Below are 23,745 nucleotides of genomic sequence, written 5' to 3' on the forward strand. Positions count from 1 at the left end.
GAAAGGAGCGTTCATGAAACAAACCGTTTATACCGCCAGCCCGGAAAGCCAGCAGATCCACGTCTGGCGCCTGAACTCTGAAGGTAACCTGACGCTTGTCCAGGTGGTGGATGTGCCAGGCCAGGTGCAGCCGATGGTCGTCAGCCCGGATAAACGTTACCTCTATGTTGGGGTTCGCCCTGAATTTCGCGTTATCGCATATCGCATCGCGCCGGATGATGGCGCCCTGACTTTCGCGGCGGAATCTCCGCTGCCGGGCAGCCCGACGCATATTTCGACCGATCGCAGCGGGCGCTTCCTGTTCAGCGCGTCCTACAACGCGGGCAGTGTGAGTGTTGTCCGTCTGGAGGTTGGCCTGCCGACCGGAATTGTTGATGTCGTGGAAGGGCTGGAAGGCTGCCACTCGGCGAATATCTCCCCGGACAACCGCACCCTGTGGACACCGGCACTGAAACAGGATCGCATCTGCCTGTTTACGCTGGCCGATGACGGCAACCTGACGGCGCAGGATCCCGCTGAAGTCACCACTGTCGAGGGCGCCGGCCCGCGTCATATGGCGTTTCACCCGAACCAGCGTTTTGCCTACTGCGTCAATGAACTCAATGGTTCAGTGGATGTCTGGCAGCTCAGCGACGCGCACGGCAACATCGAGTGTGTGCAGACGCTGGATATGATGCCTGCGGATTTCAGCGACACGCGCTGGGCGGCGGATATTCACATCACGCCGGATGGCCGCCATCTTTATACCTGCGATCGCACCGCCAGCATTATTACTGTGTTCAGCGTTTCTGAAGATGGTAGCGTGTTGGCTATCGAAGGATTCCAGCCAACGGAAACGCAGCCGCGCGGTTTCAATATTGATAATCGCGGTCAATACCTGATTGCCGCCGGGCAGAAATCGCACCACATTGCGGTGTACGAGATTGGTGGCGAGCAAGGGTTGCTGACCGAGAAATCCCGTTATGCCGTAGGCCAGGGGCCAATGTGGGTAGTGGTTAACGCCTTCTGATGCTGCATTTCGCACATAAAAAACCTCGCCACGGCGAGGTTTTTTCTTATCAGGAGCGGCTTATTTTTTCGGCATCGCCACAACCTGGCTGCCAACGCCGCGGTTGTTGAACTCCCACATGCGGTTGAACTGCGGGTTGTTCAGCTCGCGCTGCACGTTGCCTTTATCGTCAACGGTTCCGGTGTTACCGGCATAAGCACGGCCGGAAACAGCGGCATCGGCCCACGGTTTCGCCACGTTAAAGCCTTCGTTGATTACGCTATCGCGGATCACCACCTGGCCGTTGGTGTTACCATCAACATCCAGTGAACGGCCGAGCTGTGCCACACCGTTACCGGCGGCGTTAAAGCGGCTGTTGACGGCGAGGAAACCGTAATACAGGTTAGACAGGGTGGCTGGTGCGAACACATAACCTTCCTGCTGGGTGCGCGAGTTCACTACGCGGAAGTCGGTGTTATCAAACACCACCGCGCCGCGACCGGCCACGATATCGACATCGCCTTCAAGATAGCTGTTGGTCACCAGCGTACGGGTCTGGCGATCGGTACGCAGGGTGTTATCCACGCCGCTGTTGGTAACAAAGAAGGTGTTCTGGCGACCCAGAATATTGACGTTGTTGATCTGCACTTTATCGCCATCGCTGCGCAGCGCCACCGCCTGGTGGTTACCCGCGTCAACGCTGTCACCCAGCGTATTTTCAATGGTCAGGTTTTGCAGTTGCAGGCCGTTATTCTGTGACCAGAAGACCGCAGAACACATTACACCAACGGTGGCAGTGCGTTTGCTCTGGCAGTTATCGAACATATACCACGCCGGTTTGCCCGGCATGTATTTGCCCGACGGATTGACCAGACGACGCCAGCTGTTCGGGTCCATTTCGGCATCAATAGCCTGTTTGATTTTCACATCCAGCGCTTTCTCGCCGGTACCGTAAATGGTCACGCTGCCGGACGCGGCAGGCACATAAACCGTACCTTCATATTCACCCGGCATCACCGCGATGTACTGACGATCGCTGGCGTGTTTGTTGATCGCCGCGTCTACCGCTGCCTGAATGGTAGTGTGCGTCACACCCGGCGTGCCGGCCGGGCCGACCACGAAGTTCGCTTTTTCCGGCAGACGGATTGAGACCGGTTTCCATGCCGCGCTGTCCGGCGTCATGGCGGTAAAATAGCTGTCCGCTACAAAGTTTTTCGCTTCACCTGCGCTGAGGATTGGGCGCGCGGCGGTGCCAGGCGCTTTCTGTTCAGACGGACGTTCCGCCGGCGGGGTTGAGCTACAGGCGGTCAGTGTCACGCCAAAAGCGAGCGCCAGCGCCAGACGGGAAACCGATGATGTGTTCAAGGGGAGCTCCAGACTATGCAAAAGTTGAAAGAGGACGTCAAAGCCTGCTTTTTTATACTAAGTTGAGCGAAACGGGAAGCCGATTTGTACAATCGGCTGTAAATCCCTTCTTTTTAGCTAAAAAGGGCAGTAATTGAGGCGCTGGAAAGCGTATGGAAATGGACGTTAAAACCGACCATCGCGCCGCTGGCATTTTCATCGACCTCAATGCGATCTACGTCCAGGGCATAGACGGTAAAGATATAACGGTGGGTTTCGCCTTTCGGCGGTGCTGCGCCGCCATAACCGGCTTTGCCAAAATCGGTGCGTGTCTGCACCGCGCCATCCGGTAATGCCGCCAGACCGGAACCCGCGCCTTGCGGCAGCACACGTGTATCAGCGGGAAGATTCGCTACTACCCAGTGCCACCAGCCGGAACCTGTCGGCGCATCCGGGTCGTAGCAGGTCACGACAAAACTTTTGGTACCGGCAGGAACCTCATCCCACGCCAGATGCGGGGAGATATTGTCGCCATCGTAGCCCATACCGTTGAACACCTGGCGATGCGGCAGCTTTTCGCCGTCGCGTAAATCATGGCTGACCAACTTCATATGCACTCCTTCTGCGTTTCATGCGTGCCGGGAAGTGTAGCCGATCCCCGGCAAAATCTCAGGCAAAAAGCTCATCGCGCAGTACGGCGGCATTGACGGCGCGGGTCAAACGGGAGAGCTGCTTCGGGGTGATGATATAAGGCGGCATCAGGTAGATTAGCTGGCCGAACGGTCGCACCCACACGCCTTGTTCAACAAAGAAGCGTTGTAGCGCCGCCATATTGACTGGCGAACGGGTTTCCACCACGCCGATGGCCCCCAGCACGCGCACGTCGGCAACATTGGCCGCTTCGCGCGCGGGTGCCAGCTCCGCGTTTAACTGCGCTTCAATCGCTGCCACCTGCGTTTGCCACGCGCCACTTTGCAAAATCCCGAGGCTAGCGTTGGCGGCCGCGCAGGCCAGCGGGTTGCCCATAAATGTTGGCCCGTGCATAAAGCAGCCCGCTTCGCCATTGCTGATGGTTTCGGCGACGTTGCGCGTGGTGAGCGTTGCCGAAAGCGTCATTGTGCCGCCGGTCAGCGCTTTGCCAAGGCACAGAATGTCCGGGGCGATCCCGGCATGTTCGCAGGCAAACAGTTTGCCAGTGCGACCAAAACCGGTGGCGATTTCATCAGCAATCAACAGAATGCCTTCCCGGTCGCACATTCTGCGCACCCGCTTTAGCCACTCCGGGTGATAGATACGCATGCCGCCCGCGCCCTGAACAATAGGTTCGAGGATCACTGCTGCTATTTCGTGGCGGTGCGCCGCCATCAGGCGCGCGAAAGCCACCATGTCGTGCTCGTCCCATTCACCGTCAAAGCGGCTTTGCGGCGCGGGCGCAAACAGATTTTCCGGCAAATAGCCTTTCCACAGGCTGTGCATGGAGTTATCCGGATCGCAGACAGACATCGCGCCAAACGTGTCGCCGTGATAACCGTTTCGGAAGGTGAGAAAACGCTGTCGCGGCTCGCCTTTCGCCTGCCAGTACTGCAGCGCCATCTTCATCGCCACTTCCACCGCCACGGAACCGGAGTCGGCCAGAAAAACGCACTCCAGCGGTTCTGGCGTCATCGCGACCAGCTTGCGGCACAGGTCAATCGCCGGCTGGTGGGTGATGCCGCCAAACATCACATGGGATACCGCGTCGATTTGCGCTTTCATCGCCGCGTTAATCTCCGGATGCCCGTAGCCGTGGATTGCCGCCCACCAGGAGGACATGCCGTCTATCAAGTGTTCACCGCTGCTGAGCATTAGCTCGCAACCCTGTGCGGATTGCACCGGGTAAACGGGCAGCGGAGAGGTCATGGAGGTGTAAGGATGCCAGATATGTCGCGTGTCAAAAGCGAGATCGTCCAGGGTCATAATCGACTTGTAAACCAAATTAAAAAGTTTTAGGTTTACGAGTCTACACCGAATAACGATTTTACAACACCTTTTGGAGACGCCCGATGGCTCACCACGCACGCTGGACAATGTCGCAAGTCACTGCGCTGTTTGAAAAACCCCTCCTTGAACTGCTGTTTGAAGCACAGCAGATCCATCGCCAATATTTCGATCCGCGCCAGGTTCAGGTCAGCACTTTGCTGTCGATTAAAACCGGTGCCTGCCCGGAAGATTGCAAATACTGCCCGCAGAGCGCGCGGTATAAAACCGGGCTGGAGTCCGAGCGGTTAATGGAAGTTGAACAGGTGCTGGAGTCCGCCCGCCAGGCGAAGCGCGCGGGCTCGACGCGTTTTTGCATGGGTGCGGCGTGGAAAAACCCGCACGATCGCGATATGCCGTACCTCGAAAAAATGGTCGAAGGAGTAAAAGCGATGGGGCTTGAAGCCTGCATGACGCTGGGCACGCTGAATGAAAACCAGGCGCAGCGGCTGGCTTCTGCCGGGCTTGATTACTACAACCACAATCTCGATACCTCGCCGGAATTTTACGGCAACATCATCACCACACGTACTTATCAGGAGCGCCTCGACACGCTCGATAAGGTGCGCGACGCGGGCATCAAAGTTTGCTCCGGTGGCATCGTTGGTCTTGGTGAAACGGTCAACGATCGCGCCGGTCTGTTATTGCAACTGGCGAACCTGCCAACACCGCCGGAAAGCGTGCCAATCAATATGCTGGTCAAAGTAAAAGGGACGCCGCTGGCAGATAACGAGGACGTCGACGCCTTTGATTTTATTCGCACCATCGCGATTGCGCGCATCATGATGCCGACTTCGCATGTGCGTCTTTCTGCCGGGCGCGAGCAGATGAACGAGCAAACTCAGGCGATGTGCTTTATGGCCGGGGCGAACTCCATTTTCTACGGCTGCAAACTGCTTACCACGCCGAACCCGGAAGAGGATAAAGATCTGCAACTGTTCCGTAAGCTCGGTCTGAACCCGCAGCAGACGGCGGTGCTGAACGGCGACAACGAACAACAGCAGCAGCTTGAGCAACAGCTGTTGCACGCCGATACCGACCAGTATTACAACGCGGCAGCCGTATGAGCTGGCAACAGCGTATTGACGCCGCACTGGATGAGCGCCGCGCAGCAGATGCGCTGCGCACACGGCGTGCCGTCTCGCAAGGCGCGGGACGCTGGCTCACGCTTGGCGAGCAGCGCTTTTGCAACTTCTCCAGTAATGATTATCTCGGTTTAAGTCAACATCCCGCCGTGATCCGCGCCTGGCAACAGGGCGCGGAACGTTATGGCGTGGGCAGCGGCGGTTCCGGACATGTGAGTGGTTACACAATCGCGCACCAGGCGCTGGAGGAGGCACTGGCCGACTGGCTCGGTTACTCGCGCGCGTTGCTGTTTATCTCGGGTTTCGCTGCTAATCAGGCGGTCATCGCTGCGCTGACGGGCAAAGAGGACAGGATTGTCGCCGACAAACTAAGCCACGCATCGCTGCTGGAAGCCGCCAGCCACAGCCCGGCACAACTACGACGTTTCGCGCATAACGATGTCGGGCAACTGACCACGCTACTGGCAAAACCGCTTACCGCGCAGCAACTGGTGGTTACCGAGGGTGTATTCAGCATGGATGGCGACAGCGCACCGCTGGCGGCCATTGATAATGCCACGCGGGAAGCGCAGGCCTGGTTGATGGTGGATGATGCCCACGGCATTGGCGTGGTGGGCGAGCAGGGGCGCGGCAGTTGTCATCTGCATGGCATCAAGCCGCACGTGCTGGTGGTGACCTTCGGCAAAGGTTTTGGTGTCAGCGGTGCGGCGGTGTTGTGCAGCGACACGGTGGCGGATTATCTGCTGCAATTTGCCCGTCATCTGATTTACAGCACCTCAATGCCCCCGGCGCAGGCGGTGGCGCTTGGCGCGGCACTGCAGGTTATTCGTAGCGACGACGGTAATGCGCGGCGTGAAAAACTGGCGGCACTGATTGCCCATTTTCGCCACAGTGTGGCACACCAGGCCGTGACGATGACCGATTCCACCAGCGCAATCCAGCCGCTGATTGTCGGTGAAAATAGCCGCGCACTGCGACTGGCAGAACGCTTGCGTCAGCGCGGCTGTTGGGTGACTGCGATTCGACCGCCCACCGTACTGCCGGGCACGGCACGTTTGCGCCTGACGCTGACTGCAGAGCACCAGTTCGACGATATCGACCGCTTGCTGGAGGCGTTGCATGACAGTGAATAAACAGGCGGTCGCCGCTGCTTTTGGTCGCGCGGCACAGAGTTATGCTCGGCACGACGAATTGCAGCGCCGGAGCGCCGATCTACTGTTATCTAAGTTGGGTACTCTCACGCCTGGTCAGGTGCTGGACGCCGGTTGCGGGCCAGGCGCAATGAGCCGCTACTGGCGCGGGCAGGGCGGCGAAGTAACGGCGTTGGATCTCTCAGCGAATATGCTCGATGAAGCGTGCCGTCAGCACAGCGCGCAACGCTATGTCAGGGGCGATATTGAAGCCATGCCGCTGGCGGATGCGCAATTTTCACTGGTCTGGAGCAACCTGGCAGTGCAGTGGTGTGATGATTTGCGCCAGGCTGTCGGGGAGTTGTATCGCGTCACCCAGCCCGGCGGTTGTGTTGCCTTTACGACACTGGTTGCGGCATCATTGCCGGAGCTGAACGAAGCGTGGCGCGCGATTGATGACCATCCGCACGCCAACCGTTTCTTAACCTTGCCTGCTATCGGGCAGGCTTTGTGCGGCTGGCGTCTGCACAGTGGCGTCGAAACGATAACCTTGCACTTTGACGATGCCGCTGCGGCGCTACGTTCGCTAAAAGGTATTGGCGCAACACATTTACATGCGGGCAGGCAGCAGGGGCTGACACGCGGCAAACTGCAACGTTTGCAGCTGGCCTGGCCGCAGCAGCAGGGCAAATACCCGCTGACATACCATCTTTTTTGGGGAGTGATCGTCCGTGATTGAACGCTATTTTGTGACCGGTACGGATACGGAAGTCGGGAAAACGGTCGCCAGTTGCGCACTGTTGCAAGCGGCGAATCTACGAGGCTTACGCAGCGCGGGTTATAAACCGGTGGCCTCCGGGAGTGAGATGACCGCAGAGGGGCTGCGCAACAGTGATGCGCTTGCGCTGCAACACCACAGCAGCCTGCCGATGGCGTATAAGACCGTCAATCCGTATACCTTCGCAGAACCGACATCACCGCATATAGTCAGTGCCGATATGGGTGAACCCATTGATGCAAAGGTGATGTCCGCCGGGCTGCGCGCGCTGGAAACGCAGGCAGAGTGGCTATTGGTGGAGGGGGCAGGAGGCTGGTTTACGCCGCTTTCAGAGACGCACACCTTCGCCGACTGGGTGGTGCAGGAACAGTTGCCGGTGATTCTGGTCGTTGGCGTAAAACTTGGCTGTATCAACCATGCCATGTTAACCGCGCAAGCGGTGCGCCAGGCGGGGTTACGGCTGGCGGGCTGGATTGCCAACGATGTGGTGCAGCCGGGCAAGCGGCATCCTGAGTATCTGGCAACGCTTCGGCGCGTGATGCAGGCTCCGCTGATTGGCGAAATTCCCTGGTTTGCCCACGCACCGGAAAAAGAAAAAACGGGTCATTATCTTGATCTCAGTGTCCTGACTCCGGTGTCATCCACTTTGAGAGCAGCGGATCATCAAGCAGTTTAACGTCGCCCTGCGCGACATTGCGCCCACGGTGCAGCAGGCAGAAACGGTCGGCGACCCGGCGAATAAATGATAAGTGCTGTTCAGCCAGCAGAATGGTCATGCCAAACTCCTGGTTGAGCCGCACGATCAAATTGCCCAGTTTATGAATAAAAGCCTGCCCCAGACCGCGCGTCGGCTCATCGAGAATCAACAGCCGTGGGTGCGTCACCAGCGCCCGCGCCATCGCCAGCTGTTGTTGGTTATCCTCTGACAACTCCGCGCCACGTATCTGGCGCAACTCATACAGTTCAGGGAACAAATCGTAAATATCCCGCCGCACTGCGCTGCCCGGTTCACTGCCGGCGCGCATCGCGACATGCAGATTTTCCTCAATGGTGAGTTGCGAAAAAATCCGCCTGTCCTGCGGCACATAGCTGATGCCGATGGCGCTGCGGTGTTCGGCTTGCAAAGAGAGTAAGTCGCGCGGTGGCGCGCCCGCGTCCTGCCAAATCATGCTGCCGCTTTCAATGGGTAAATAGCCGGTGATGCAATTCACCAGTGTCGTCTTGCCCATGCCTGGCAACCCAATAACTGATGTGCAGACCCCGGGGGATAAATCGAGATCGACATTCCACAATGTATGCTGATTACCGTAATACTGATTTACTGCCCGTAAGCTCAACATTGTCCGCTCCTTGTTTCGGATCTGATGACTTTGATGATTCTGCAAAAGGCTTGCCAGAACATAAAAAAGGCTTTTTTTTCGGATGCCGCTGAGAAAAGTGGCTTTTAAAACGTGAGGAGGGAAGAAGCCAGGTAAAAATTCTGCACTTTGCCAGTGCTTGTAGTGTTGAGTTGTGGTGCAGCAATCGCTGGATCTGTGAGAGCGATCTCATGCGGATCCTGCGTTTCGTTTGCCGATAATTATCAAAAAGAAAAGATAAAAAATTTTTAGCGCCACCCGCCTGGGACAAAATGGGATTTGGCGGGAAGGCGAGGTGTCCGGCCTGGCGGCAGTTATCCACTATTCCTGTGGATAACCTTGTGTATTAGAGTTAGAAAACATGCGGCAAGCGAGAGAGGACGCGGGCTGCGCCTGAATTGGTGTTAAACACGTCTTTTTGAAATTACTTTTAATAATCAATTGGTTATATAAAAGCAATGCCTGTAAGAAAAGTGTCACTCGCTGCCACAAAACTTTCAAAGGCTTGCTTGACAAATGTTAAAAGAGGAAAAATTTTGGGGATAACCTGAAAGGGTTAGAGTTTTATCTTGTCCGCGCAGAAATTTGAGGGGAGAAGCGGTGCCCAAACGGGCAGTAGTACGGATTGCCTGTTTCGCTACTGTTTTTTCATCCAGTGTTATTTATTGGCAAAAGTGAACAGGGTGAGTAAAATGTGTTACCTGCACGCTCATTCCTTCATCAGGTAGCCGTTCATGAGTAAACCGTTCAAACTGAATTCCGCTTTTCGTCCTTCCGGCGATCAGCCTGAAGCTATCCGCCGCCTCAAGGAAGGTCTGGAAGACGGCCTGGCGCACCAGACGCTGCTCGGGGTGACGGGTTCAGGGAAGACATTCACCGTCGCCAATGTGATTGCCGATCTCCAGCGCCCGACAATGGTGCTGGCACCGAACAAAACGCTGGCCGCGCAGCTGTATGGTGAAATGAAAGAGTTCTTCCCGGATAACGCGGTGGAGTATTTCGTCTCTTACTACGATTACTACCAGCCGGAAGCGTATGTGCCAAGCTCTGACACTTTCATTGAGAAAGATGCCTCGGTGAACGAACATATCGAGCAGATGCGCTTGTCAGCGACGAAGGCGCTGCTGGAGCGTCGCGATGTGATTGTGGTGGCCTCTGTTTCCGCGATCTACGGTCTGGGCGATCCGGATCTCTACCTGAAAATGATGCTGCACCTGACGAAGGGCATGATCATCGATCAACGCGCGATCCTGCGCCGCCTGGCGGAGCTGCAATATACCCGCAACGATCAGGCGTTCCAGCGCGGCACTTTCCGCGTACGCGGCGAGGTTATTGATGTGTTCCCGGCGGAATCGGACGATCTGGCGCTGCGTATCGAATTATTCGATGAAGAGGTCGAGCGTCTGTCGCTGTTCGATCCGCTGACCGGCCATATTGAGTCGGGCATTCAACGCTTCACCATCTACCCGAAAACGCACTACGTGACGCCGCGCGAGCGGATCGTGCAGGCGATGGAGGAGATCAAAGTTGAGCTGGCGGAACGCCGTAAGTCGCTGCTGGAAAATAATAAACTGCTGGAAGAGCAGCGGCTCAGCCAGCGTACGCAGTTCGACCTGGAGATGATGAACGAGCTGGGCTACTGCTCGGGGATTGAAAACTACTCGCGCTATCTTTCCGGGCGCGGGCCGGGGGAGCCGCCGCCGACGCTGTTCGACTACCTGCCAGCCGATGGTCTGCTGGTTATCGACGAATCACACGTGACCATTCCGCAGATTGGCGGGATGTATCGTGGCGACCGCGCGCGTAAAGAGACGCTGGTGGAGTATGGTTTCCGTCTGCCGTCGGCGCTGGATAACCGACCGTTAAAATTTGAAGAGTTTGAAGCGCTGGCACCGCAGTCGATTTATGTTTCGGCGACGCCGGGCAATTACGAGCTGGAGAAATCGGGTAGCGAAGTGATTGATCAGGTGGTGCGCCCGACCGGCCTGCTCGATCCGGTGATTGAAGTGCGCCCGGTGGCGACCCAGGTGGATGATTTGCTTTCTGAAATTCGCCAGCGCGCCGCGATTAACGAACGTGTTCTGGTGACGACGCTGACCAAACGTATGGCGGAAGACCTCACGGAATACCTGGAAGAGCATGGCGAGCGGGTGCGTTATCTGCACTCGGATATCGACACCGTTGAACGTATGGAGATTATCCGCGATTTGCGCCTTGGCGAGTTCGATGTGCTGGTCGGCATCAACTTACTGCGTGAGGGGCTGGATATGCCGGAAGTCTCGCTGGTGGCGATTCTGGATGCCGACAAAGAGGGCTTCCTGCGTTCTGAGCGCTCACTTATCCAGACGATTGGCCGCGCTGCACGTAACATCAATGGTAAAGCGATTCTGTATGGCGACAAGATCACACCGTCGATGGCGAAAGCGATTGGCGAAACCGAGCGTCGTCGTGAGAAACAGCAGCGCTATAACGAAGAGCATGGCATTACGCCGCAAGGCCTGAACAAGAAAGTGGTGGATATTCTGGCGCTTGGCGAAGGGCTGGCGAAGACGCGCGCGAAAGGGCGTGGTAAAACGCGCACACCTGCTCAGGTGGAAGCGGCTGAACTGGCGCTCACGCCAAAAGCGCTGCAGCAGAAAATCCACGAACTGGAAGGCCAGATGATGCAGCATGCGCAGAACCTGGAGTTCGAAGAGGCGGCGAAAGTACGCGACCAGTTGCACCAGCTGCGCGAGCTGTTTATTGCCGCATCCTGAAATCAGCGCGGTGATATGACAGCACAAAATAACAAAAAAGAGAGCCTGTCCGGGCTCTCTTAATGTTGGCTTAACCTACGCCTGACACACTGCCCACCGGTATTCTGGAGGGCAATCTGATGCAGCAATTTAAGGTTCGTGAGTTTTTCGCTGTCGCATTCGCGCTGGCGTTAGTGATTGGTTTTGCCCGTCTGTGGGTGCTGACCTACTGATTTACGCCTGGCGGGTGCCCGGGAGGAATTTTACCCACGCCCGCACACCAGATTGTGTCAGCCGGTTGTGCAAAAAGAACTGCGCGTCATGCAGTTGCGCGATACGCGACACAATGCTTAATCCCAGGCCTGCGCCGCCATAGCGGCTGTCCATACGCACGAAAGCTTTACTGAGCTCTCCGCTGCGGCTTTCATCAATGCCCGGCCCTTCATCTTCCACAGCCAGTACTGGCGCGGCAGCGTTTTCGATACGTACGGTAATGGTCGATCCTGTCGGGCTATAGCGGTGTGCGTTTTCCACCAGGTTTCGCACCAGCAACCGCAGCAGCGTGGCGTCGCCGGCGACCGCAATATCCCTTTCTGGCTCTGCAATTTCCAGCGTCTGTTCGCGCGCGGTCAACATCTGTTCCAGTTCACTGCGAATGGGCTGCACTACATCCTGCAACAGCATCACCTGCTGGTAACTGCCCGCGGAGAAAGACTGCCCAACGCGCGCCAGCAGCAACAACTGGGCGATGTTTTCCGTCATTTGCTCAAGGCGCTGCACCAGCGGGTCAACGTTGATACCGCTGGTTTTCGCCATCAATTCCAGATGCAGACGTAACCCGGCCAGCGGCGTACGCAGCTCATGGGCAACATCGGCAGTAAACAACCGCTCTCTGTCGAGGGTTAGCGTCAGGCGGGAGACCAGCTCATTAATTGATGAGGTCACAGCTTCCACTTCGCTGACGCTATTGTTCAGGGTGATGGGTTGCAGGTTGTTCGGCGTGCGTTTATTCAGCTCTTCCTGCAGCTCAAGCAGCGGACGGGTAATGGCTTTCACCGCCTGCATACAGAGCAGCAGCGCCAGTCCGATGATCAGCAGGCTTGGCACCAGCAAGCTGGCCACCGCTTCGCGGACTTCATGCTCGATATGTTTGCGGTTGTTGTGGTTATGAATGGCTGCCTGCACCAGCAGCTGGATTTGCTCTTCGCTTTCATGCCACAGCCAGAACACGCTAACCAACTGGCAAAACACCAGAATGCCACCAATGGTGAGTAACAAACGGCGGCGCATGCTCCAGCGCCTGAAATTGAAGAGCGCCATTAATCAGCTCCGTTCCTGCGGTTGCACCAGCATATAACCAAACCCACGCACTGTGCGGATACGCGATTTGCCGATTTTGTCGCGCAAATTATGGATATGCACTTCCAGCGTGTTCGTCGACGGTTCGTTATCCCAGTTGTAAATATCGTTATAGAGGATCTCCCGGTGTACCGGGCTTTCGGCTTTCAGCATCAGGCGCGACAGCAGGGCATACTCTTTCGGCGTCAGCTCCAGCAACTGCTCATCCAGCCACGCCTGGCGGCGGGTTACATTCAGCGTCAGATTACCGTGGCTGATTTCGTTATCGCCCTGGTTATTATGGCGGCGCAGCAGCGCGCGAATGCGGGCGTTCAGCTCGTCCAGCGCAAAGGGTTTGACCAGGTAGTCGTCTGCCCCGGTATCCAGCCCCGCCACGCGATCTTCAAGCGTATCGCGGGCGGTGAGGATCAATACCGGCAACGTATATTTTTCGCGGCGCAGCCGGGTGAGCAGATGTAAACCGTCTTCATCCGGCAGACCCAAATCGAGCACCAGCAGGCTGTAATGGCCGTTGGCCAGACACAGCGCAGCTTCATGCGCGGTAGAGACGCCATCGCAGGCGTACCCTTCGCTTTGCATCGCCAGAATCAACCCCTGCAACAGCAGAGCATCGTCCTCAACCACCAGAATCTTCATTTCAGCTGCCCCCGGCACGCGGTTAAAAGATCGTCCTCAGCACGGTACTCTTTTGTGCTGACACCCAGTATACCCAACATCGTCGGGAAGAGGTTGTCCTGTGAAACCGCCTTCTCCCGCGCATTTTTTTGCAGACACTGACTGTTCACGCCATAACGCGTTTGATACTCCTGCGACAGCCAAATCAGCAGCGGAACATGTTTTTGTGTTTCCGGTGCGATGGAGTACGGCAGGCCGTGCAAGTAAACGCCATTTTCGCCAAGTGACTCACCGTGATCGGAGAGATAAACCAGGCTGGTGGTGAATTTATCCTGCTTCGATTGCAGCAATTTTATTGCTTTATCAACAATATAATCGACGTACAAAATGGTATTGTCGTAGGTATTTATCAGTTGCTGCTGTGAGCAGGTCTGAATTTCATTGGTATCGCAGGTCGGCGTAAATTTACGGAACTGCGCCGGATAGCGGTTGTAATACGTCGGTCCATGGCTACCAATGGTGTGTAATACAATCACCCCGTCGCCCTGCAATTTATCGATATAACTGGCGAGATCGTGGAATAAGATCTCATCCTGGCATTCGCCTTTAATACAGTAATCCGGCAAGTTTAATTGCGTCATATCCTGATGCGGAACACGATCGCATGCGCCTTTACAGCCACCGTCGTTCTCATTCCACAGCACGTTAATTCCCGCACGTTGGATAATATCCAGCAACCCTTCCTGATGCGCCGCCAGTTGATCGTCATAATGCGCACGCGTCATACCGGAGAACATGCACGGTACGGAGACGGCGGTCGCCGTCCCACAGGAAGCAGTTTTCTGAAAGTAAATAACATTATCCTGTTTTAACAACGGGTTGGTTTCACGCTCATAACCGCCGAGCGAAAAGTTCGCCGCACGCGAGGTTTCACCAAGCACCAGAATGGTGAGGTTTTTGTGTGGACCGTGCTGCATTTGCGGGCGTTGACGCGCATCTTCGCCAATTCTCACCAGCGGCAGGTTGGCGGTGCGGTTATGGGAATACCAGGAAAGTGACGCGGTAATTGAGTTTGACGGGCTGAGTGATTTCACCAGCTCTTTATTATTGCGAAACAGTGAGGCGTAATCTTTATAAAACAGCAGCGCCACCGCCACGATAACCAGCACAGAAATTACGATGCTGGCAACGCGCAACATTACGCTGCGTAACGCGGAGCGGGCGGGTTTTATTTTAATCCACCAGGCGATAGCTATCGCCAGAATGCCGGTCAGCAGCAGCGTCAGCACCAGTTTAGTCGACAGCAGGGCGAAACTTTCTGCCGGGGTGGTGTCGAGAATATTGGTGATCATCGAACGGTCGATAATAATGCCAAACGTCGAAATGAAATATTGCGCCGCCGAACTCACCAGCACAAAGAGTGAGATAACCAGGCGATCAAGACGCACAAACGACGCCAGAGACAACACAATATTAATGACGCTGAAAGCGACCAGCGGCATGGAGAGGAAAACCAGCCAGTTATGCAATGAGTTCACCGGCAATAAAGTGAATGCCTGGTGATAAAACGCAATATTCAGACCCAGCGCAATATAAGCGGCAAAGAGCAGAATAAAGTGGAGGCGGCTTAAGGTTGGCCGACGAAGGTGAAGCATACGCATACTCGGATCCAGCAATGAAAGTAGCGCTATGCTGACAGCCGATTTTTAAGACAACCTTAAGAAATTAAGCAAAGCGCTGGAGCCAGAAAAAATTCCCGCCGCCGCGTCTTAACCCAGATGTTGCACCGCTTTTTCCAGCGCGACGCGCAGCAGATGACGGTCATGGCGATAGGGAATATCGCTGGCTTCCAGCACTTCCTGAATAATTAACCGATCGCTAACGGCTTGCGTGTCGACTTTTGGGCCAACAATGGCGGCATCGATAATTTTTTTGCCGACGTACTGCTCCATAATCGCCAGTTTGTCTGCCAGCGTCAGGCTGGCCGCGGCCGGGCTGAGTTCTTTACCGAGGTTGCCAATGTAAACGACCGGCGCGGGTGTACGGCGTAACGCCTGTGCCAGATCGTCGAGCAGCAGCAGCGGCAGCAGGCTGGTGTAAAAGCTGCCTGGACCGATGATAATCAAATCCGCTTCTGCGATTGCCTGTACCGCTTCGCGAGTGGCATGCACCTTTGGAAATAGCATTAATTCCTGGATTGGCGCATGAAGCTGGTCAATGTTGACCTCGCCATAAACCTGATGTCCTTCGCTGTCAGTGGCCATCAAATCGACAGGTTGCTCAGACATCGGGATTAAAAACGCGTCCACTTTTAATAAATTGCGAATTAAATTGATCGCTTCAAGAGGCCGCACACTGAGGTGATCGAGCGCCTTTAACATTAAATTTCCGAGGTTATGCCCGGAAAGTTCGCCATTACCGCTAAAACGGTACTCAAACATCGCCGACGCCACGCTCGGTTCGGTAATGAGCTGGTTTAAACAATTACGCATATCACCCCAGGCGATCCCGCCTTCAGAGCGGCGAATTCGGCCGGTTGAACCGCCGTTATCGGTGGTGGTGACAATGCCGGTAAGCCGCGATCCCAACGAGGCCAGCGAAGACATCACACGCCCGAGGCCATGCCCGCCGCCGAGGGCGACAACACGATCCAGGTCTGCAAGTGTGCGATTACGCATAATGGTTCCTTATGAAAATTTACCGCGCTACGTTAGCCTAAATACCACCAAAAGACGATGCCGCGCAGAGAGGAAAATGACACATATCAAAGCAAAAAGGCGATTTTCGCGTACTCTGTAGCGAAACTGCACGATCATGTCGCTATGTATGTGTTTATATAGCGATGATCGTGATAGCGAAAGCTCGACGTTCGCGCTACTATCGCTTAAGCAATTTTAGCGTTACTGACAAAACATACACTCAAGCCTAAGCAACCTAACTCTCACGACATGGTGCTTTGGCCGTAGCAAACCGAATGGTTCTGCTGCCAGGGTGCAGGAAGAAATGACTGCATCTCCCGTACTTGGAAAGGTGTACATGGCCTCACAACTTACCGATGCGTTCGCGCGTAAGTTCTATTACTTGCGTTTGTCGATCACCGATGTGTGCAATTTCCGTTGCACCTACTGTTTGCCCGACGGCTACAAGCCGAGCGGCGTCAACAATAATGGTTTCATGAGCGTCGAAGAAATTCGCCGGGTTACGCGCGCGTTTAGCGCCATGGGCACAGAAAAAGTGCGCCTGACCGGCGGGGAACCCTCCCTGCGCCGCGATTTCACCGACATCATCGCCGCCGTGCGCGAAAACAGCGCCATCCGCCAGGTAGCCGTCACCACCAATGGCTATCGCCTGGCGCGCGACGCTGTTCAGTGGCGCGATGCCGGTCTTACCGCCATCAACGTCAGCGTCGACAGTCTTGATGCGCGGCAATTTCACGCCATTACCGGGCAGGATAAATTCCGCCAGGTGATGGACGGTATTGATACCGCCTTCAGCGCCGGGTTTGCCAAAGTCAAAGTCAACACCGTGCTGATGCGTGACGTGAATCATCATCAGCTCGACACCTTTCTGGCGTGGATCAAATCGCGTCCTATCCAGCTACGCTTTATTGAACTGATGGAAACCGGCGAGGGCAGCGAGCTTTTCCGCAACCACCATATCTCCGGCATGGTGCTGCGCGATGAGCTACTTAAACGTGGCTGGATCCACCAGTTGCGCCAGCGCAGCGACGGCCCGGCACAGGTTTTCTGCCATCCGGATTACGAGGGGGAAATCGGCCTTATCATGCCGTATGAAAAAGATTTCTGCGCCAGTTGCAACCGTCTGCGCGTCTCCTCGACCGGTAAACTGCATCTGTGCCTGTTTGGCGATGGCGGCGTGAATCTGCGCGATCTGCTGCAAGACGATGCGCAGCAGGCGATGCTGGAACAGCGTATTGCGGTGGCGTTAACGCACAAAAAGCAGGCGCACTTCCTGCATCAGGGCAATACAGGCATTACGCAAAACCTTTCATACATCGGCGGTTAAACCGCAAGGAGAATGACATGAGCCAGGTCAGCGCTGAGTTTATCCCGGTCAGGCTAGCTATTTTGACGGTCTCCAGCCGTCGCGGTGAAGAAGACGATACTTCCGGTCACTGGCTGCGCGACGCCGCGCATGAAGCCGGTCACCAACTGGTCGATAAAGCCATTGTCAAAGAGAACCGTTACGCCATTCGCGCCCAGGTTTCGGCGTGGATCGCAAGCGATGATGTGCAGGTCGTGTTGATCACCGGCGGCACCGGTTTAACGGAAGGCGACCAGGCACCGGAAGCGTTATTGCCGCTGTTTGATCGCGAAGTCGAAGGGTTTGGCGAAGTGTTCCGCATGCTCTCTTTTGAAGAGATTGGCACAGCGACGCTGCAATCCCGTGCGGTCGCCGGTATAGCGAATAAGACATTGATTTTTGCCATGCCCGGCTCGACCAAAGCCTGCCGCACCGCATGGGAAAATATTATTGCGCCACAGCTGGATGCGCGTACGCGCCCGTGTAATTTCTACCCCCATCTTAAGAAATAAGTTATGTCACAACTGACCCATATTAACGCCGACGGCGAAGCGCATATGGTGGATGTCTCCGCTAAAGCGGAAACCGTCCGTGAAGCGCGCGCTGAAGCGTTTGTCACCATGTTGCCGCAAACGCTGGCGATGATCGTCGACGGTAGCCACCATAAAGGTGATGTCTTTGCCACCGCGCGTATCGCCGGGATCCAGGCGGCGAAACGCACCTGGGAGCTGATCCCCCTGTGCCACCCGTTATTGTTGAGCAAAGTCGAAGTGCAGTTGCAGGCCGAGCCGGAACATAATCGCGTACGTATCGAAGCCGTATGCCGCCTGAGCGGCAAAACCGGTGTAGAGATGGAAGCGCTCACGGCGGCCTCGGTCGCGGCGTTAACCATTTACGATATGTGTAAAGCGGTGCAGAAAGATATGGTGATTGGTCCGGTGCGCCTGCTGGCGAAAAGCGGTGGCAAATCCGGTGATTTCAGGGCGGATAGCAATGATTAAAGTCCTTTTTTTCGCGCAGGTGCGCGAGCTGGTCGGCTGCGACAACACCACCATCGACACCGTTTTCTCTTCCGTGGAGGCGCTGCGCCAGCATCTGGCTGCGCAGGGCGATCGCTGGGCGCTGGCGCTGGAAGAGGGCAAATTGCTGGCGGCGGTCAACCAGACGCTGGTCAGTTTTGACCATCCGTTGCAAAGCGGTGATGAGGTCGCTTTCTTCCCGCCGGTCACCGGAGGCTGAAATGAGCGAAACGCGAATTTGCGTCGATCATGCGACGTTCAGCGTCGGTGATGAGTACGCCTGGCTGGCGGCTCGCGATGAAGACGGCGCGGTAGTGACGTTTACCGGCAAAGTGCGCAATCACAATTTAGGCGACAGCGTCAGCGCGTTAACGCTGGAGCACTATCCGGGTATGACGGAAAAATCGCTGGCGGAGATCGTTGATGAAGCGCGTAGTCGCTGGCCGCTCGGGCGCGTCACCGTCTATCACCGCGTGGGCGAATTGTGGCCGGGCGACGAAATTGTCTTTGTTGGTGTGGCCAGCGCGCATCGCAGCAGCGCATTTGACGCCGGACAATTTATTATGGATTACCTGAAAACCCGCGCGCCATTCTGGAAGCGCGAGGCGACGCCGGAAGGCGATCGTTGGGTGGAAGCCCGCGACAGCGACCAGCAGGCGGCGAAACGTTGGTAATCCGTTGAGCAGGGATGTGTTAACCTTAAAAGGCTAACCCATCAATCTGGAGTGATTATGGACCGTTTCCCTCGTTCTGATTCTATTGTTCAGCACAGCCGTACCGGCTTACAAACGTATATGGCGCAGGTGTATGGCTGGATGACCTGCGGCCTGCTGCTGACGGCGTTTGTCGCCTGGTACGCCGCGCGCAGCGAAGCCATCATGTCGTTCGTGTTTTCCAGCCAGATAACCTTCTTTGGCCTGGTGATTGCGCAACTGGCGGTGGTGTTTGTGCTCTCCGGGCTGATTCATAAGCTGAGCGCCGGGCTGGCAACCACGCTGTTTATGCTCTATTCGGCGCTAACCGGGCTAACGATTTCCAGTATTCTGCTGGTCTACACCGCGCAATCTATCGCCGCGACCTTTGTTGTCACCGCCGGGATGTTTGGCGCGATGAGCCTGTATGGTTACACCACCAAACGCGATCTCAGCGGTCTGGGCAGCATGCTGTTTATGGGGCTGATTGGTATTCTGCTGGCCTCACTGGTCAACTTCTGGCTGAAGAGTGAAGCGCTGATGTGGGCGGTGACCTATATCGGGGTGGTGATTTTCGTTGGCCTGACCGCCTACGACACGCAGAAGCTGAAAAATATCGGTCAGCAAATCGATGTTCGCGATGCGTCACAACTGCGTAAATCCTCCATTCTCGGCGCGCTGACGCTGTACCTCGACTTCATCAACCTGTTCCTGATGCTGTTGCGTATTTTCGGCAACCGCCGTTAATATCCCGCTTCACGATCCCGGCATTTGCCGGGATTTTTTTGCCTGGCGGATAGCCACTATTCAGGGAGGAACCCGGTGAAACCCTTTGGCTGGAGCCAGCCTGCACAGGTCGCGCCTGTAGAGCTGATGGTCAATATTTGCTTATGGCTGGCGGCAGGAATGGCGCTGAGTATCGCGACGGCCTGGCTGGTGCTGGATGTCATGGCGCTCCGCGCGTTTACCGAACACAGCGCCATCATTGTTCTGCTGTTGATCCTCTGGTTTGTCGCCGCCCTGGTGCTCAACGTTCTTTTTGACCGCTTCAATACCTGGCTGGCGTTAGCCGGTCTGGCGCTGATGAGTATCCTCTCGGGCTTGTTGCTCGCCAGCCTGTTTCCGCTCGCCGGGATTATCGTCCATCTGGCGATTACCGGTGGCATGTATCTGCTTGGCGCAGCGATTGCCCATTTTGCCGGTTCATCCCTGCGCGGCAGCGGTTACTACTGGCTGATGGCGCTGGCGGGTCTGTTGCTGGCGATAGCCGTAAACAGCCTGCGTCACAGCGGTCTGCTGCTGTGGTTCGGTAGCATAATGGCGGTGCTGTTCTTTAGCGCGGTAAGCGCCTACAAAAGTAAGTCCATCGCCGTGAGTGCGCGTGAGCTCTACGCCCGCGAGTTTACCACCGTGCAGAGCAGTGCGATCCGTGGCGCACTGGCTATCTGGCTTGGGGTCATCACCGCGTTTTTCAGAACGCTGGAACTGCTGTCGTATCTCTTACCTGGCACCAGCTCGCGCTAAAAACTTACTGCTGTGCCATCGCTTTTTCGTTTTTCGCCCGCAGCTTTTTCGCCCGGCTCTCCAGCAACAGGTAGCAAACCAGCGCCAGCAGCAGCGGCAGGAAGTAGTAAAGCACGCGGTAGGCGAGCAGGGCGGCGATAATCATGCCCTGTGAAACGTGCTCGCTGGCGAGCAGGGCGATAAACACCGCTTCGAGCACGCCGATCCCCGCCGGAATATGCACAATCACACCCGCGATACTGCTGACCAGTAACACGCCAAGCACGAAGAAGAAATCGGCCTGCATGCCCATCAACAGCCAGATAATCGCCCCCATGGCTATCCAGTTGGCGCTGGAAATAACCAACTGCGCAACGGCAAATTTCCACGATGGCAGCACCAGCTTGTGGCCTTTAATTGTCAGATGACGGCGTTTGGCGAACGCGCAGCCCCACAGGTAGACCGCAATCACCAACAACAGCACTACGCCGACAATACGCAGCGTCGTGTCGTCGATATACCAGTGCGCCGGGATCTGCACCACGCCGAAGGTAAAAATCACGCCGCCGAGCAAAATGTAGCCTAGCCAGTTGGTGGTAATACTCAGCGAGAAAATGCGCGTAATCGTGCTGCCCGGCAGACCAAGACGTGAGTAGAGCCGGTAGCGCATACCGATACCGCCCACCCATGTGCTGAGCGTCAGGTTAAAGGCATAACAGATAAACGACACCAGCATCACCTGGCGTTTTGCCAGCTTGTGCCCGCAGTAAGCACGGCCGAGCAAGTCATAGCAGCCATATAACAGGTAACTGACCACCACCAGTGCGACGGCGCTCAGCAGCGCGGTGCGGTTGTAGTCGCGGATGACTTTCCAGACATCATCCCAGTTCACTTTTTGTGCATACAGCACCAGCAGCACCACAACAGCAATAAAAAACAGTACCGTGAGGACTCTTTTCGCCAGCCGCCAGCGCGGATGTGAGCGTGATGTCATGGTTTCACCCCTGAGTGCTGCGCTTCAGTCCGATCCTGGGTTTCGATTTCGGGCTGAACGGGCGGCTCCACCTCGGCCAGCCTTGGCGTGTGCGCCGGTAGCCAACCGACCATCGCCGGGAAATGGCGTAAAAAGTGGAACACCACCACGCTTTTTCCGAGGTTCCACCACGTTCGTTTCGGTGCCATCGACTCATTTACCCGCACGCAGTCGTTATTAATCAGCCCCTGCAAATTGTCGCGCAGCGTCTGGTTAAACACGCGGTCATGAATAATCAGATTGGCTTCAAGGTTGAGCGACAAACTTAGCGGGTCAAGATTGCTGGAGCCGATGGTGGCCCAGTGATCGTCCATCAGCGCCACTTTGCCATGCAGCGGGCGGCGGCGATATTCATACACCTGAACCCCGCCCTTCAGAAGATAGTTATAAAGCAGCTCCGCACCGACTTTCACAATCGGCATATCCGGTTCACCCTGCACAATCAGTTTTACGCTGACACCACGCCGGGCGGCGCTGCGCATGGCATGTAACAAACGGTAGCCGGGGAAAAAGTAGGCATTGGCGATGATCACTTCGCGGCGCGCATTCGCCAGCATTTTCAGGTAGTGGCGTTCAATGTCGTCGCGGTGATCATCGTTGTCGCGCCAGACAAACAGCGCCTGCGCTTCGCCGGGTTTGCGGTTCTCCTCCGGGCGATGGCGGCGCTTGCGCCACCAGCGTTTTACCGGTGCGCTATCCGGCAGATTCTCCAGTTCAAATTGCAAAATATCGAGCACCACCGGGCCTTCAACCCGCACGGCGTAATCCTGTTTCGCTTCCGGGCCGTAGCTGGTAACGTGCTCTGCCGAGTAGTTAATGCCGCCAACAAACGCCACCGTATTGTCGATTACCACGATCTTGCGGTGCATGCGGCGAAAGAGATTGGTGCGCATGCCGAACAGCCGTGGGCCGGGATCGTAGTAACGGAAAATTACTCCCGCTGAGGTCAACGCACTGACAAACGGTTCGCTCAGATCCGGCGAACCGTAGCCGTCCAGCAACACTTCGATGCTGATCCCGCGCTGGGCGGCACGCAGCAGCACCTGCTGCAACTGACGTCCAACATCGTCTTCAAACCAGATAAAGGTTTCCAGAATAACGCGCTGTTTTGCATGATCGATGGCGTCAAACAGTGCGGGGTAATAGTTATCCCCGTTTTCCAGCAACTGAATGCGATTACCTTCCTGCCAGCTACATTTCATAGATGGATCTCCGCGCTCAGTGGGGCATGATCGGACAAATGACGCCAGTTACGCAGCGGCAACGCGGTCGGTGCGCTGGCGTTCGCGTTTTTCACATAAATACGATCGAGGCGCAGCAGCGGCAGGCTTACCGGAAACGTACGGGCAGGGCGGCCATGCGCGCGGGTGAAGATCTCCTCCAGCCCGGCCTGCGTTTTCAACGGGTGATTGGCTTTTTGCCGCCAGTCGTTAAAGTCGCCAGCGACCACCACCGGTTCGTTTTCCGGCAGTGAATTGACCCACTCCGCCAGCATCGTCAGTTGTGCCTGGCGGTGCGCTTCCCGCAGCCCCAGGTGGACACAAATCACATGCAAAGCGTGACCGAGATCCGGCGGCACAATCCGGCAGTAGAGCAGGCCGCGTTTTTCGCTGCCGTCAACGGAGACATCGCGGTTTTCATAGTGCTCGATCGGAAAGCGGGAGAGCACCGCATTACCATGATGCCCTTCCGGGTAAACCGCATTGCGCCCGTAGGCGTAATCGCTCCACATAGTATCGGCAAGGAATTCGTAATGGGTGGTGTCCGGCCAGTTTTCCACATGCAACGGGTGAACTTCATGCGCGCCCATCACCTCTTGCAAGCAGACGATATCAGCGCTAACGGTGCGCACCGCGTCGCGCAGCTCGGGCAAAATAAAGCGGCGGTTAAACGCGGTGAAGCCTTTATGGGTATTAATGGTGAGCACTTTCAATGAAAAATTTCGCGCGTGTTGGGTCATAACTCTCCTGCCAGCGTCACTCTCCTCGTGAAAATAAATTGTAGTCCCTGTCACAAAAAAGGGCGGGGTTACGGAATTTTCCGTAA

At 56.1% G+C, this 23,745-nt stretch carries 25 protein-coding genes and 1 riboswitch; of the genes, 13 read left to right on the forward strand and 12 right to left on the reverse strand.

Annotation, left to right across the window (positions count from 1 at the left end):
* The first annotated feature begins 13 nt into the window (after positions 1-13).
* Positions 14-1,009 (forward strand): 6-phosphogluconolactonase, encoded by a 996-nt coding sequence (gene pgl, locus JKP81_RS10200; RefSeq protein WP_200551627.1) that lies wholly within the window; start codon positions 14-16, stop codon positions 1,007-1,009.
* Positions 1,010-1,069: 60 nt separating this feature from the next.
* Here the strand turns inward: pgl and JKP81_RS10205 are convergent, their stop codons facing one another.
* From JKP81_RS10205 to bioA, 3 genes are all read right to left on the reverse strand, one after another.
* Entirely contained in the window at positions 1,070-2,353 is a 1,284-nt protein-coding gene (locus JKP81_RS10205; RefSeq protein WP_200551628.1) for a putative acyl-CoA thioester hydrolase, read from the reverse strand.
* Between the two features lie 113 nt (positions 2,354-2,466).
* Positions 2,467-2,943, reverse strand: a complete 477-nt coding sequence (locus JKP81_RS10210) for a kinase inhibitor (RefSeq protein WP_200551629.1) — start codon at positions 2,941-2,943, stop codon at positions 2,467-2,469.
* Positions 2,944-3,001: 58 nt separating this feature from the next.
* Positions 3,002-4,288, reverse strand: coding sequence for an adenosylmethionine--8-amino-7-oxononanoate transaminase (gene bioA, locus JKP81_RS10215; protein WP_200551630.1), 1,287 nt, complete (start codon positions 4,286-4,288; stop codon positions 3,002-3,004).
* An 86-nt stretch (positions 4,289-4,374) separates the two neighbouring features.
* On the opposite strand from bioA, the gene bioB reads away from it, so the two are divergent.
* From bioB to bioD, 4 genes are read left to right on the forward strand one after another with little or no spacing between them, the layout of a single operon-like run.
* The gene (gene bioB, locus JKP81_RS10220) at positions 4,375-5,415 is read left to right on the forward strand and encodes a biotin synthase BioB (protein WP_200551631.1); all 1,041 of its coding nucleotides are present in this window, start codon (positions 4,375-4,377) and stop codon (positions 5,413-5,415) included.
* Positions 5,412-6,566 (forward strand): 8-amino-7-oxononanoate synthase, encoded by a 1,155-nt coding sequence (gene bioF / locus JKP81_RS10225; protein ID WP_200551632.1) that lies wholly within the window; start codon positions 5,412-5,414, stop codon positions 6,564-6,566. Before bioB ends, bioF begins: the two co-directional genes overlap by 4 nt.
* A complete protein-coding gene (bioC, locus tag JKP81_RS10230; RefSeq protein ID WP_200551633.1) occupies positions 6,553-7,302 on the forward strand; it encodes a malonyl-ACP O-methyltransferase BioC in 750 nt (249 codons plus the stop codon). Before bioF ends, bioC begins: the two co-directional genes overlap by 14 nt.
* Positions 7,295-8,017 (forward strand): dethiobiotin synthase, encoded by a 723-nt coding sequence (bioD, locus tag JKP81_RS10235; RefSeq protein WP_200551634.1) that lies wholly within the window; start codon positions 7,295-7,297, stop codon positions 8,015-8,017. The genes bioC and bioD overlap by 8 nt, the downstream gene beginning before the upstream one ends.
* Here the strand turns inward: bioD and JKP81_RS10240 are convergent.
* Together JKP81_RS10240 and JKP81_RS10245 are read right to left on the reverse strand one after the other, a co-directional pair.
* Positions 7,959-8,681, reverse strand: coding sequence for an ABC transporter ATP-binding protein (locus JKP81_RS10240; RefSeq protein WP_200551635.1), 723 nt, complete (start codon positions 8,679-8,681; stop codon positions 7,959-7,961). The genes bioD and JKP81_RS10240 overlap by 59 nt on opposite strands.
* Positions 8,644-9,021 (reverse strand): hypothetical protein, encoded by a 378-nt coding sequence (locus tag JKP81_RS10245; protein ID WP_200551636.1) that lies wholly within the window; start codon positions 9,019-9,021, stop codon positions 8,644-8,646. Before JKP81_RS10245 ends, JKP81_RS10240 begins: the two co-directional genes overlap by 38 nt.
* 412 nt (positions 9,022-9,433) lie before the next feature.
* On the opposite strand from JKP81_RS10245, the gene uvrB reads away from it, so the two are divergent.
* Positions 9,434-11,455: an excinuclease ABC subunit UvrB gene (uvrB, locus tag JKP81_RS10250; protein WP_200551637.1), complete on the forward strand. Its 2,022-nt coding sequence runs from the start codon at positions 9,434-9,436 to the stop codon at positions 11,453-11,455.
* Positions 11,456-11,668: 213 nt separating this feature from the next.
* Here uvrB and pmrB read toward each other — a convergent pair whose 3' ends face one another.
* The 4 genes from pmrB to yvcK form a co-directional block, all read right to left on the reverse strand.
* Positions 11,669-12,754, reverse strand: a complete 1,086-nt coding sequence (gene pmrB / locus JKP81_RS10255) for a two-component system sensor histidine kinase PmrB (protein WP_200551638.1) — start codon at positions 12,752-12,754, stop codon at positions 11,669-11,671.
* Between the two features lie 3 nt (positions 12,755-12,757).
* On the reverse strand, positions 12,758-13,429 hold the full coding sequence (gene pmrA / locus JKP81_RS10260) for a two-component system response regulator PmrA (protein ID WP_017455988.1): 672 nt from the start codon (positions 13,427-13,429) through the stop codon (positions 12,758-12,760).
* The gene (gene eptA / locus JKP81_RS10265; protein ID WP_200551639.1) at positions 13,426-15,069 is read right to left on the reverse strand and encodes a phosphoethanolamine transferase EptA; all 1,644 of its coding nucleotides are present in this window, start codon (positions 15,067-15,069) and stop codon (positions 13,426-13,428) included. The genes pmrA and eptA overlap by 4 nt, the downstream gene beginning before the upstream one ends.
* A gap of 108 nt (positions 15,070-15,177) precedes the next feature.
* Complete coding sequence (gene yvcK, locus JKP81_RS10270; RefSeq protein WP_020457099.1) at positions 15,178-16,086, reverse strand: uridine diphosphate-N-acetylglucosamine-binding protein YvcK; 909 nt, start codon at positions 16,084-16,086, stop codon at positions 15,178-15,180.
* A gap of 226 nt (positions 16,087-16,312) precedes the next feature.
* A riboswitch (molybdenum cofactor riboswitch) is annotated at positions 16,313-16,457 on the forward strand.
* On the opposite strand from yvcK, the gene moaA reads away from it, so the two are divergent.
* From moaA to JKP81_RS10305, 7 genes are all read left to right on the forward strand, one after another.
* Entirely contained in the window at positions 16,445-17,434 is a 990-nt protein-coding gene (gene moaA, locus JKP81_RS10275) for a GTP 3',8-cyclase MoaA (RefSeq protein WP_200551640.1), read from the forward strand. It overlaps the preceding riboswitch by 13 nt.
* A gap of 17 nt (positions 17,435-17,451) precedes the next feature.
* Positions 17,452-17,964 carry a molybdenum cofactor biosynthesis protein B gene (gene moaB / locus JKP81_RS10280; RefSeq protein WP_065368959.1) on the forward strand — a complete coding sequence of 171 codons (513 nt, stop codon included), beginning with the start codon at positions 17,452-17,454 and terminating at the stop codon, positions 17,962-17,964.
* 3 nt (positions 17,965-17,967) lie between these two features.
* Positions 17,968-18,453, forward strand: coding sequence for a cyclic pyranopterin monophosphate synthase MoaC (gene moaC / locus JKP81_RS10285; RefSeq protein ID WP_045514037.1), 486 nt, complete (start codon positions 17,968-17,970; stop codon positions 18,451-18,453).
* Positions 18,446-18,691, forward strand: a complete 246-nt coding sequence (moaD, locus tag JKP81_RS10290) for a molybdopterin synthase sulfur carrier subunit (RefSeq protein ID WP_200551641.1) — start codon at positions 18,446-18,448, stop codon at positions 18,689-18,691. The genes moaC and moaD overlap by 8 nt, the downstream gene beginning before the upstream one ends.
* 1 nt (position 18,692) lies before the next feature.
* Complete coding sequence (gene moaE, locus JKP81_RS10295; protein ID WP_200551642.1) at positions 18,693-19,145, forward strand: molybdopterin synthase catalytic subunit MoaE; 453 nt, start codon at positions 18,693-18,695, stop codon at positions 19,143-19,145.
* 57 nt (positions 19,146-19,202) lie between these two features.
* Positions 19,203-19,910: a Bax inhibitor-1/YccA family protein gene (locus tag JKP81_RS10300; protein ID WP_017455996.1), complete on the forward strand. Its 708-nt coding sequence runs from the start codon at positions 19,203-19,205 to the stop codon at positions 19,908-19,910.
* A gap of 75 nt (positions 19,911-19,985) precedes the next feature.
* Entirely contained in the window at positions 19,986-20,687 is a 702-nt protein-coding gene (locus JKP81_RS10305; protein WP_200551643.1) for a Bax inhibitor-1 family protein, read from the forward strand.
* A 4-nt stretch (positions 20,688-20,691) separates the two neighbouring features.
* Here the strand turns inward: JKP81_RS10305 and JKP81_RS10310 are convergent, their stop codons facing one another.
* Genes JKP81_RS10310 through JKP81_RS10320 form a run of 3 tightly spaced genes read right to left on the reverse strand, consistent with a single transcriptional unit; the run spans position 20,692 to position 23,659 of the window.
* A complete protein-coding gene (locus JKP81_RS10310) occupies positions 20,692-21,660 on the reverse strand; it encodes a lysylphosphatidylglycerol synthase domain-containing protein (RefSeq protein ID WP_200551644.1) in 969 nt (322 codons plus the stop codon).
* On the reverse strand, positions 21,657-22,901 hold the full coding sequence (gene clsB, locus JKP81_RS10315) for a cardiolipin synthase ClsB (RefSeq protein ID WP_200551645.1): 1,245 nt from the start codon (positions 22,899-22,901) through the stop codon (positions 21,657-21,659). The genes JKP81_RS10310 and clsB overlap by 4 nt, the downstream gene beginning before the upstream one ends.
* Entirely contained in the window at positions 22,898-23,659 is a 762-nt protein-coding gene (locus tag JKP81_RS10320; protein WP_017456000.1) for an endonuclease/exonuclease/phosphatase family protein, read from the reverse strand. The genes clsB and JKP81_RS10320 overlap by 4 nt, the downstream gene beginning before the upstream one ends.
* Positions 23,660-23,745: the final 86 nt, after the last annotated feature.

Source organism: Kosakonia sp. LAM2021, assembly GCF_016620385.1.
GTDB lineage: Bacteria > Pseudomonadota > Gammaproteobacteria > Enterobacterales > Enterobacteriaceae > Kosakonia > Kosakonia sacchari.